We start from the raw sequence: 11,148 nt of genomic DNA, 5'->3' as shown, positions 1-11,148 counted from the left end.
AAAGCGCCAAGATTAAAAATGATTCTCAATTTGAGAATACGGAGTAAAGGGTATTCAAAACCCCATTAACCAATTGAAATTTAAAAAATAAAAATATGGCACAGTACGTGCAATATCTAACCATTACGAATACGACGGAGTGTATTATGACCACGTCCCCTTTAATTCCCAAAAAGATCGCAGGGAAAAACCTCAAAATTGTTCATGTCGTGCAGCATATGGCGCCAGGCGGACTCGAAACAATGGTACTGGAGTTATTAAAACAGGCGAGTGACACCGAACGAGTCTTTATTGTCAGTTTGGAGGGTAATCTTGAGCAGGCGCTCGACCATTGGCCGACTCTTCGCCCATACCGAGCACACCTGTTTTTTCTCACCAAGCAGTCTGGCACGCAAATCACCATGTTTCGTACATTGTCACGACTTTTACGCGCCCTTTCCCCTCAAGTTGTCCATACTCATCACGTCGGTCCGCTTATTTATGGAGGCCTTGCCGCTCGGTTGGCGAACGTACCGGTAAGAATTCACACCGAGCATGATATGTGGCATCTCAATTGCGAGAAGCGTAGAAAAGTAGAACGTCTCGCGCTGCGTTTCGTCCAACCTATCCTCGTTGCCGATGCCTGCGCCGTTCAGCAACAACTCATAGCCTGGTTTCCCGAAACGCAGCCAACCGTCATCAAAAATGGCATAGACTGCAATCGATTTATTCCGGGTGACCAAACTACTGCAAGACACGGGCTTAATCTCCCTTCACACGTTACGCTTATCGGCACAGCGGGTCGCTTAGAGCAAGTCAAAGGTCAGGCTTCTTTGATCAAAACTCTCGTCAGATTGCCATCGCACGTGCACCTTGCGGTGGCGGGAATTGGCTCACTTGAGCAAGATCTCAAGCAGTTAACCGTGGCGCTTGATCTTGATGAACGTGTCCATTTCATGGGATTGGTGACCGATATGCCATTGTTCTATCAAGCCCTTGACGTATTTTGCTTGCCATCCGTTCATGAAGGGTTCCCTTTGTCTCCTTTGGAAGCTCAGGCTTGTAACATTCCGGTCGTTGTTACCGATGTAGGTGCGGCAAGAGAGACCTTGTGCCCCTTGTCTGGTGTCGTCTCACGTCCAATGAGCGTCATTTCTCTCGTTAACGCCCTTGACGCCACAATCCGAACTAAACACTTATTTAGCCCACGAGATTTCGTTGTCGAAAATAACGATGTGCGAATGATGAGTCAAGCGTATCGCAATCTCGTTTTTGAAGCATAGCGTCGTACCGTCGTTAACCAGCGTTAGGAGTATATTATGGATGGATTATGGGTTGGAGCCTTTGCAATCAGCGTATCGCTCATTGTTTATCATCATGTGGGCTACCCTCTTTTGCTAAGGTGGTATTCGAGTCGGCACCCAATAACACAGGTTGCACACATAGGCCGAGGCTATCGAACTCTAAAAAGAGACAGAGCCTTGCCAAATATTACGGTCCTTATTCCAGCGTATAACGAGGCGGCTTGGATTGCGGAGAAAATTCGTAATCTCGCCTATCTAGATTACCCAAAAACCAAACTACGCGTACTTATTATCTGCGATGGGTGTACCGATAATACGGTTCAAGAAGCGGAGTCAACCATTCAGGAAGCGATTTGCGCCGACACCCATTTTGAAGTCATTGCGAACGAAGAAAACCAAGGGAAAGTAGCGATTCTCAATCATTATATTCCTAAGATTAGCACTGATATTACCGCGATTTCAGACGTCTCGGCTCTCATTTCCATTGATGCCCTGATTATCGCAGCTGATCAATTTCAAGATCAAAGCGTTGGTGTGGTGAACGCGACGTATCAATTACTCGACAACGACAGCGGTGAGTCAGCTTACTGGCAGTATCAAAACCAAATTAAGTACCGAGAAACCACGTTAGGTTCAACCATCGGCAGTCATGGCGCTTTATACTTCATTCGCACGGCATTATTCAATCCATTACCTGCCAACGCCATTAATGATGACTTCTTGATCCCGATGCAAATTATAAAATCGGGGTATCGCGCAACTTATGCAGAGGATATGAACGCTGTTGAGCTTGAATCCACCAATTTGGACGATGATTTCAAACGGAGAGTGCGTATTTCAGCTGGAAATATGCAACAAACAATGCAGTTATTCGGCTTGCTCTCACCCCATTACAAAGGTGTTGCTTTTGCCTTTTTCTCGGGGAAAGGATTACGTCTGATAACGCCGTACTTAATGATTATTGCGTTGGTTTCTTGTGCTTTCCTATCCAACTACCCCATTTTTGCGATTCTTTTTAGTGCGCAGATACTGATTTACATTATTGCGATATTGGGCGTTTATATCCCTTCATTACAAAGACTTAAAGTTATTAAACTTATCACTTATGTCATTCTTGGTCATACCGCTAATCTGATCGGCGGCCTACGCTATCTGCTGGGTTTGGAGAATGGTAAATGGAAACGCATTACGCGCTAGGAGCCAGAAATGAAAATTACCACATTCGAAAAGCCATCGATTAAAGTGTCAAAAAGAATCTTTGATGTCATCGGAGCATCGGTGGGTATGCTAATTTTGGCATGTTTGTTTATTCCTGTGGCACTCGCGATTAAGTTAACATCACGGGGACCCATTTTTTATACGCAGTTGCGTGTCGGTAAGTGGACACCAACCAAGATGGATTTTATTCATGTGATCAAATATCGAACCATGTACATTGATGCTGAGTCTCGCAGTGGCGCGACCTGGGCGACTGAAGATGACCCTAGAATTACACCTGTCGGTCGTTTTTTAAGAAAAACAAGACTCGATGAACTCCCACAATTTATCAATGTATTAAAAGGCGAAATGTCACTCATTGGACCGAGACCCGAACGCCCGGATTTTTACCAAAGACTTGAAAATGATATCCCGTATTTTGTGGAACGTACTTATGACGTTTTACCCGGAATTACCGGACTCGCACAAGTCAATCAAGGTTATGATACATGCATTGACGACGTGAGACGCAAGGTAGGTTTTGACCATAGTTATGCTCTGTCGTTATCATCATTCAAAACCTGGATAATCACTGACGTTCACATCGTCATTCTTACCTTGAAGATCATGGTGGGAAGACACGGCAGATAGGCAGCTAAATATCTAGGTAGGTAATACAAAAAAATCCAGTGTTAACTGGATTTTTTAGCGGTAAAGATAAGCCCAAGTCCGAGCAATATAAAAGCAATGCCAATTAACTTCACCCCATCGAAAGGCTCATCTAGCCAAGGTAGGCTCACTGCGAGCGCATAAACCACCACATAGCTTAAACTCAGTAGTGGATAGGCAACACCCAAAGGCAAATGCTTAAGCGCCATCACCCAGCATGCCATCGACATTGCGTAGCAAAGTAAGCCGAACCCAACGCACAACAGCGCGGGCCAAACCTGAATCCAAACGGCTTGCCATTGTGCTTGTTCGAACATTGTCTGCAGCGTCATCCATGAATCGGATAAATTGCCCATTCCCCACTTCATTGAGAGCTGAGCAATAGATATTAATGAGACACTTAATAAGGCGACCGGTAAGCCAGCCTTTAAGTCTTTCAGCACCATTAATTCGCGCCTCCCAATATCCCAACGCCAACCATGATAAACATGACGCCTATCCACTGTTTAGGCACAATCACCTCACCAAAAGCAAACTTGGACACCAATAACATGATGACAAAATTAATACTCAGTAATGGATAAGCCATGGACACATCCCACTGACTCAAAACACCAAGCCACGTCAGCGCACTCGTCCCTAGGAACCCAATGCCTAGCATCATAGGAAAGCTAAATAGCTTTCCTAGTGCGGATAGATCGGGGTGCTCTTCAAAATGCATCGCGGCACGCTTTTGCCAATATTGACTCAACGAGCTCGCAATAACCGAGAGCACAAAAAGAAAAATGGTCACGTTTACTGATCTTTCTTGTTAAAGATCAACGCATGATAACGACCAAGATCAACGTGATCGCTGGATTCTGGAAAACCGTCTGGTAATGTTGGTAAGTCCCTAAAGTGTAAAAGCACCGGTCCCGTTAATTGCTTATCTTTTATAAACTCACCCAGCATGTTCCATTCAATATAACGATGTTTTGAATCTTCGTACTTGAGACCATAATCCACCTCACCCATACCGCTGGTTAAGTAAACATCGCTGCGCTTCAAGTACCAATTCAATGCTGACATGGTATCTGGATAATCCGCAATCAATACCATGTCATCCGAAACCATAGGCGCAAGTTTTGCCATAAACTGTTCAGGCATTTTCGAATGAACAGCGGTGTTTGGTACCGCGAAGGTAAACAGCGTGAACAAGGCGAGAGGGGACACCATATAGGCGGCACATTTTTTCTCAAAAGATGAGGCTTTTACTGCATAAAATGCGCAACACGCCCAGAAGCCTAGAATAAATGCAGCAACCCAAGGACGGTAAGACTCAGAAGCCTCTAGAGGCAACTTGCCCATGAAGAACATGACCAGCAATGTGATGGCGACCACAGTGAAGAATGCACCATTGAGCAACGAACCAATTGTGAGACCGCGCACCTTTTTGTCACCCGCTTTAATTAAGCCATGAGTCAGCAAAATCGCAATAGGTGCCATACATGGCAAGATGTACGTAGCAAGCTTACCGCTCGCATAAGAAAAGAACAGGAACGGGATAATAGCCCAAAGCAGAGCGTAGCGAATCAAAGGTTTACTCAACTCTCCTTTTAGCTGCGCGACCGCTGATGGTGCCCAGAAAACCCAAGGCAATGTCCCCAAAAATAGGAATGGGATGTAGTACCACATCGGCGCAACGTGTTGAGCATCTTCCGCGGTAAAGCGATGAATATGCTCTTCCCAGAAGAAGTAATTCCAATAGTCTGGTTCCACTGCATGAATGGCTAACGACCACGGCAAACAGGTAACAAGAGCGACCAGCATGACCCACCAGCCCCAACGAAGGATCTCTAAGAACTGTTTTTGCATGATCATGTAAGGCACTACCACAATGACAGGAAGCGCCAATGCAAGAAAGCCTTTCGTTAGTACCGCGCAGCCACAGAAAAAACCCGCTAGGCCGTAATTAAGCCAACGCTGTGCGGTGGTTTGAGATTGTGTCGCAAAGAAGAACGCGACATAGCAACCCGTTAACCAAAATGCGAGCATTCCATCAAGAACACTATAAGTACCCACGGCAGCGACCATGAACATGCTCAAGAAGACACCGGCAGTTAACCAACCTTGGCGTCGATTCGTCACACGTCCTACTAATAGCACTAGGCTCATCGCAACACCAAGTGTTGCCAACGCTGAAGCGATACGAACAGAAAAGTTGTTTTCGCCAAAAATCACCTGGGCGATCGCATTAAACCAATAGCCCATGATAGGCTTTTCGAAATAACGTAAATCATTAAAAGTGGGTACAATCCAGTTTCCTGATGTGACCATCTCTCGTGATATTTCACCATAACGTAGCTCATCCGGCGACCACAAAGGACGGATATCCAAAGGCAAAATATAGAGAGCTATAAAGAACAGCGGTACCCAGACCGCCCAGTTAATTCGAGATTGTTGCATTCTTCATCCAATTGAATAAAAGCCCACGACATTCATGGGCTTATGTTTTTTAATGTTCAGCTAGCGTGGTTTACAATCCCATTTTTTCTACAAATGAGGTTTGATGCGTCAACCACCCTTCACGCCCTTCCATTTCAATATTACTAATGGTATCACGCGGAAGTGGTTGCTCTACGCTGCCTAGCAAATCGATCATAGGTACGAATTCTATATTCTGTTGCTTAGCTCTGACAATCAATTCTTCAAACATTTCAGCACAAACAATACCTTCCACCTCAGCATGGATGGTGTAAACGTTCAAACTATCACGTTTAATTAGCTTCAGTATTGCACCATTGTAGTTGCTGTTATCGACGCCGTCTTGTCCAACCAATTCATCATACGTTGGCAAGGTCACAGGGATTTGTGGTGCCATCCCTTCCCCTGGAGAGAAGATGGAATCGCCACGGCAATCACTGTTGTACTTAAAAGGAAAGGCATCTTTTTCGATCAAGGTTTGATCGGTACAGCGCCATCCGGCCACTGCACTACAAGGCAAGTCTTTACCCGTAATGTCTTTGAGAAGGTTGTAACCTAGCGTTATTTGATTGCGAAGTTCAGCATCAGACATCGTATCTGTCTTCATCTGCCACTTGTGATGATCCCACGCATGAAGCCCAATCTCATGACCGGCGACATCAGCGGATTCTATAATCGAGCGTAGTTTTTTGCCAATAATAGGACCAGGCCAAAGCGTACCGCGGATAAGGATATCGTAGCCATAAAGGCTGGCGGCTTTCGAGCGAAGCATCTTCTTCAAAAATGCAGGACGCAAAAGGCGCCATATATGGCGCCCCATGTTATCAGGTCCAACAGTAAAGAAGAATGAAGCCATCACTCCATGCTTTTCGAAAATTTCGAGCAGCTTAGGTACCCCGAGTTTTGTTCCTCGAAAAGTATCTACGTCGATCCGAAGACCGACCTTAGTGACTTCATTCTGATTCATTACTTATCTTCTGCTACTGCACCTTTAAGGAAGAAATCTAGTGTCTCTTCAATCGTATCGTTCATGTGCACTTCTGGTGCCCAATCAAGAAGTTTCTTCGCATTGGCGATGCTTGGCTTACGATGTTGAACATCTTGGTAGCCATCACCGTAAAACGCTTTACTCTCTACGAGGTTGTAACCCGCAAATGGAGGGAAATTGCCACGTAGTGGGTGGTTTTCAAACTTCTCTACCAACGTTTCAGCCAGCTCTTTGATGCTCGCTTCATTCTCTGGTGCACCAATGTTGATGATTTGACCATCACATAGGCCATCTTTGTTTTCGATGATACGGAACAAAGCTTCAATCGCTTCAGAGATATCAGTGAAACAACGCTTCTGCTCGCCACCGTCAATCAGTTTGATTGGCGTACCTTCAACAAGATTTAAGATAAGCTGAGTGATCGCACGGCTAGAGCCAACACGTGCAGAATCTAGGCTATCGAGGCGTGGACCCATCCAGTTAAACGGACGGAATAGAGTGAAATCTAGACCATCTTTTTTACCGTAAGCCCAGATAACACGGTCAAGCAATTGCTTAGACACAGAGTAAATCCAGCGTTGACGGTTGATAGGACCTACAATCAGTGGCGATGTATCTTCGTTAAACTCAGCGTCCGTTGACATACCGTAAACTTCTGACGTCGACGGGAAGATGATGCGCTTGTTGTATTTCACACAACCACGAACAATCTTCAGGTTTTCTTCGAAATCAAGTTCGAACACTTTAAGCGGGTTACGCGTGTATTCAATTGGTGTTGCGATAGCAACCAACGGCAATACGATGTCACACTTCTTAATGTGGTATTCGATCCATTCGTTGTGAATGGTGATATCACCTTCAACAAAGTGGAAGTCTGGGTGGCCTAGATGATCAGAGATCTGGTTTGAGCTCATATCTAGTGCGTATACTTCATAACCGCCATCATCAAGAAGACGCTTAGTTAGGTGCGTACCGATAAAGCCATTCGCGCCAAGAATCAATACTTTTTGACGTTTCTTCGCATTGATGATTGCACTTGCTTGAGGACCAAAACGCATGCCTTCGATTAGGTGCAATTCTGCCGCTAGCTGCTCACCACCAAGGTATAGGCCATTTTCAGCTTCACCAGAGTTCACAATCACAGAGCCTTGAGCACATGCAATCGTAAGAGGAGACGTAGCGACAATAGAACCAGGTGTCGCATCAAACGTTTTATCGCTTGGCGTTACGCTCCAGATCGTTAGCTTACGCTCACCAAGGTAAGTAAACGCGCCAGGGAATGGTTCCGTTACTGCACGTACTAGGTTAAACACAGTACGTGAATCGGTTGACCACTTAATTTCGCCGTCAGCAGGCGTACGACGACCAAAGCATGTCGCTTTCGTTTCGTCTTGTGCTGTGGCTACCGCGCTGTCGTCCACGATGGTTGGCAATACTTTCGACATAAGATCGCTTGACGCTACCGCAAGACGCGAGTGTAGTGTTTCTGCTGAGTCTTCGTCAGTGATAGCAATTTTCTCTTGACCAACGATGTCACCTGCGTCCGCTTTTTGCACCATTTTGTGCAGCGTCACGCCGGTTTCTGTTTCGCCATTCACGAGCGCCCAGTTGATTGGAGCGCGACCACGATACGTTGGAAGTAGAGAACCATGTAGGTTGAAACCACCTTTAGGGGCAATATCTAATACTTCTTGGCTGATCATGTTGCGGTAGTAGAAAGAGAACAACGCGTCCGGTTGCATCTGACGAATCTTCTCAACCCAGAGAGGGTGATTCACATCTTCCGGCGCATACACAGGGATACCGTTTTTCGCCGCAAGCTTCGCTACAGACTCAAAAAATACATTTTCGTTGCTGTCATCAACATGAGTAAATACCGCTTCGATTTTAACACCTGCATCTAGCAAGCTACGAACACCAGTACAACCGATATTGTGGTAGGCAAACACTACTACTTTCATGGAATTTTCCTCTAATATAAATCTTATTATTTATTTTTTGATTCGTCTGTTTCACGTGCGTTTTTAGTCGCTTCACCCACTAAAACATCTTGCACGTAATAACGCGGTCTTGCTCGAACATCAGAATAAATTCGACCAATGTACTCACCTAACAAACCTAAGCCGACAAACTGTCCACCCACAAATACAAATAGAATAGCAAATAACGTAAACAAGCCGTCACCCGCCCATTCAGAACCGAATATGATGCGCATCAACATCAGTATGATACCAAACGCAATACCTGCGGCGGCTGTCATGCCACCAAAAATACTAAGTAAGCGAAGTGGTGCGGTCGTCATACTCGTAATCAAATCAAACATGAGGCTAATAAGCTTCATGAAACTGTATTTTGATTCTCCGTCAGCGCGCTCATCATGATGAACCGGGATCTCTGTCGTGTGACGAGAAAACCCATTCGCTAATACCGGAATAAATGTGCTGCGCTCATGACATTCTAGCATCGCATCAACAACATGACGGCGATAAGCGCGTAACATACAACCATAGTCGTTCATTTCAACGCCAGTTGAGCGTTTCACTAGCTTATTAATGACTTTTGATGGGTAACGACGAAGTGCGCTGTCTTGGCGGTTTTGGCGAACCGTACCAACAGAATCAAAGCCCTCTTCCGCCTTTGATACAAGGTTCGGAATTTCTTCAGGTGGATTCTGTAAGTCAGCATCAAGCGTAATAATTAAATCACCACGAACCTGTTCAAAGCCCGCCATAATCGCATTATGTTGACCATAGTTGCGATTAAGGATCACTCCAACAATATGGCTGCCTTCTTCTGCAGCCGCTGCCTCTATGATCTCGACGCTACGGTCGCGGCTACCGTCATCAACAAGCACAAGCTCGTAGTCTTTGCCTAAACTGTCTGCCGCTTTCGTCGTACGTTCAATTAGCTCTTGTAAGCAGCTCTCTTCGTTGTATACCGGTATGACGATAGATACGAAATTAATGGTGTCATTCTGTTTCATGTGTTACCCAATTATTTCTGAAACGGCATTCACTACACGCGCTACGTCTTCCTGAGTCATATCAGGAAACAAGGGTAGTGAACAAATTTGGTCGCTATTACGTTCGGTATTCGCTAGGTTAGGCGTGATTGCACCGAACTTGTCCGCGTAATTCTCACGATAATACTTTTGAGTATGGCAAGCTTTAAAGTGGATGCCTGCACCGATACCTTTTTCTTTCAATTTAGCAATCAATTCGTCACGTGTTAGACCCGCTTGTGCAGGGTCGATACGAACGATCATCAAATGCCAGCAGTGCTTGTGATCATGACTCGCCAACCCAAGTGGCGTGACCCCCTTAAGCGAGCTCAGTTTCGCGCGGTAATTTAAAGCTAAGCCCGTACGTGCTTGCGTAATGTCAGCGATACGGTCCATTTGCCCTAAAGCCAATACAGCACAGATGTCTGGCATATTGTATTTAAAGCCTGGTTCAATAACCTCAGCTTGCGGCGCTCGACCTTGTGTTTCGCGGTCAAACGCATCCACACCTAACCCATGAAATTTAAGACGACGAATTTTGTCAGCGAGCTCAGAATCGAAGGTCGTCATGACACCGCCTTCTGCGGTGGTCACGTTCTTAATCGCATGCATGGAGAACAAACAAGTTCCGCGTGAACCAATCGGTTGGCCTTTGTATTCTGCGCCAAGTGCGTGAGCGGCATCTTCCACGACAGGGATACCATGTTGCTCACCAAGTGCATAGATAGGGTCAAGATCCAGCGAAGCACCTGCGTAATGCACTGGGACAATGAGTTTCGTTTTATCCGTGATTAGAGGGGCAATTTTTTCGGCATCAGTCATCAAGGTTTCGGCATCAACGTCAACAAAGACCGGTTTTGCCCCCACTAAGGTAATCATGTTAATGGTCGATACCCATGTCAATGATGGTGTGATGACTTCGTCGCCTGGACCAATGCCCAGCGCTAGCAGCACCAGATGCATTCCTGCGGTCGCACTACTCAATGCGACGGCTTGTGGTGCGCCAGTATAGGTTGATATTTTTTTTTCTAAATCCGCGTTTTTTGGACCGGTGGTAATCCATCCAGAACGAAGAACATCAACGACAGCTTGAATATCGTTTTCATCTACCGCTGGTCGACACAAAGGGAGAAATGACTGGCTCATATATTTAACTCACAGATAACCGTGCATGCTAGCACGAAGAACATTAAAGTTTACTAGGGCGTTCAAAGAATTAAAAGGGTTGTTGTACTTCTGAGGTCTAATTTATTAACCTTTAGGACACTATTAAAGCAAACATTCATTAAATGCATTCTTTTATCGACAGAAGACAAAAGAACTTAACAAATTATCTACTTTTATGGCCTCTAAATTATACTGAGTAACCACGAGACCGGTATATTTTCACGAAATCTGCTCGTCAACCACAGTGAACGTCAGTTTTTTGTCAAAAAAAAAGATACCTTTTTCTGGCTCAGCCTCTAATTCACCACACCAATTAATGGCCAGTATCGCATACCTGCTAGGTTGCCAATGTATGCATTTGTAACACCAACCATTTGTCA

The 11,148-nt window shown here is 45.3% G+C and carries 10 protein-coding genes; 3 read left to right on the top strand and 7 right to left on the bottom strand.

Going from position 1 to position 11,148, the window contains the following annotated elements; translation table 11 throughout:
- The first annotated feature begins 146 nt into the window (after positions 1-146).
- From ACE1OE_RS04930 to ACE1OE_RS04920, 3 genes are read left to right on the top strand one after another with little or no spacing between them, the layout of a single operon-like run.
- Positions 147-1,262 (top strand): glycosyltransferase, encoded by a 1,116-nt coding sequence (locus ACE1OE_RS04930; protein ID WP_449210324.1) that lies wholly within the window; start codon positions 147-149, stop codon positions 1,260-1,262.
- 33 nt (positions 1,263-1,295) lie between these two features.
- A complete protein-coding gene (locus ACE1OE_RS04925; RefSeq protein ID WP_449210485.1) occupies positions 1,296-2,480 on the top strand; it encodes a glycosyltransferase family 2 protein in 1,185 nt (394 codons plus the stop codon).
- A gap of 9 nt (positions 2,481-2,489) precedes the next feature.
- Positions 2,490-3,131 (top strand): sugar transferase, encoded by a 642-nt coding sequence (locus tag ACE1OE_RS04920; RefSeq protein WP_102470462.1) that lies wholly within the window; start codon positions 2,490-2,492, stop codon positions 3,129-3,131.
- A 41-nt stretch (positions 3,132-3,172) separates the two neighbouring features.
- On the opposite strand, the gene arnF is transcribed toward ACE1OE_RS04920, so the two are convergent.
- The 7 genes from arnF to ACE1OE_RS04885 form a co-directional block, all read right to left on the bottom strand.
- On the bottom strand, positions 3,173-3,595 hold the full coding sequence (gene arnF, locus ACE1OE_RS04915) for a 4-amino-4-deoxy-L-arabinose-phosphoundecaprenol flippase subunit ArnF (RefSeq protein ID WP_102470461.1): 423 nt from the start codon (positions 3,593-3,595) through the stop codon (positions 3,173-3,175).
- The gene (locus ACE1OE_RS04910; protein WP_449210323.1) at positions 3,595-3,942 is read right to left on the bottom strand and encodes an EamA family transporter; all 348 of its coding nucleotides are present in this window, start codon (positions 3,940-3,942) and stop codon (positions 3,595-3,597) included. Before ACE1OE_RS04910 ends, arnF begins: the two co-directional genes overlap by 1 nt.
- 2 nt (positions 3,943-3,944) lie before the next feature.
- Positions 3,945-5,594 carry a lipid IV(A) 4-amino-4-deoxy-L-arabinosyltransferase gene (gene arnT / locus ACE1OE_RS04905; protein WP_449210322.1) on the bottom strand — a complete coding sequence of 550 codons (1,650 nt, stop codon included), beginning with the start codon at positions 5,592-5,594 and terminating at the stop codon, positions 3,945-3,947.
- 70 nt (positions 5,595-5,664) lie between these two features.
- Complete coding sequence (arnD, locus tag ACE1OE_RS04900; RefSeq protein ID WP_449210321.1) at positions 5,665-6,579, bottom strand: 4-deoxy-4-formamido-L-arabinose-phosphoundecaprenol deformylase; 915 nt, start codon at positions 6,577-6,579, stop codon at positions 5,665-5,667.
- Complete coding sequence (gene arnA / locus ACE1OE_RS04895) at positions 6,579-8,561, bottom strand: bifunctional UDP-4-amino-4-deoxy-L-arabinose formyltransferase/UDP-glucuronic acid oxidase ArnA (RefSeq protein WP_449210320.1); 1,983 nt, start codon at positions 8,559-8,561, stop codon at positions 6,579-6,581. The genes arnD and arnA overlap by 1 nt, the downstream gene beginning before the upstream one ends.
- A gap of 26 nt (positions 8,562-8,587) precedes the next feature.
- On the bottom strand, positions 8,588-9,583 hold the full coding sequence (gene arnC / locus ACE1OE_RS04890; protein ID WP_102470456.1) for an undecaprenyl-phosphate 4-deoxy-4-formamido-L-arabinose transferase: 996 nt from the start codon (positions 9,581-9,583) through the stop codon (positions 8,588-8,590).
- Between the two features lie 3 nt (positions 9,584-9,586).
- Positions 9,587-10,747 carry an aminotransferase class I/II-fold pyridoxal phosphate-dependent enzyme gene (locus ACE1OE_RS04885; RefSeq protein WP_449210319.1) on the bottom strand — a complete coding sequence of 387 codons (1,161 nt, stop codon included), beginning with the start codon at positions 10,745-10,747 and terminating at the stop codon, positions 9,587-9,589.
- Positions 10,748-11,148 lie beyond the last annotated feature (401 nt).

It is taken from the genome of Vibrio sp. E150_011, from assembly GCF_053544015.1.
The sequence above is the reverse complement of the archived record's forward strand: the minus strand, read 5'-3'. Positions and strand labels throughout refer to the sequence as shown.

Bases quoted from the DNA above. Each gene is read 5' to 3' on its own strand.
- arnD (WP_449210321.1), bottom strand. From the start codon at position 6,579: ATGAATCAGAATGAAGTCACTAAGGTCGGTCTTCGGATCGACGTAGAT.
- arnC (WP_102470456.1), bottom strand. From the start codon at position 9,583: ATGAAACAGAATGACACCATTAATTTCGTATCTATCGTCATACCGGTA.
- ACE1OE_RS04885 (WP_449210319.1), bottom strand. From the start codon at position 10,747: ATGAGCCAGTCATTTCTCCCTTTGTGTCGACCAGCGGTAGATGAAAAC.
- arnA (WP_449210320.1), bottom strand. From the start codon at position 8,561: ATGAAAGTAGTAGTGTTTGCCTACCACAATATCGGTTGTACTGGTGTT.
- arnT (WP_449210322.1), bottom strand. From the start codon at position 5,594: ATGCAACAATCTCGAATTAACTGGGCGGTCTGGGTACCGCTGTTCTTT.
- ACE1OE_RS04930 (WP_449210324.1), top strand. From the start codon at position 147: ATGACCACGTCCCCTTTAATTCCCAAAAAGATCGCAGGGAAAAACCTC.
- arnF (WP_102470461.1), bottom strand. From the start codon at position 3,595: ATGGTGCTGAAAGACTTAAAGGCTGGCTTACCGGTCGCCTTATTAAGT.
- ACE1OE_RS04920 (WP_102470462.1), top strand. From the start codon at position 2,490: ATGAAAATTACCACATTCGAAAAGCCATCGATTAAAGTGTCAAAAAGA.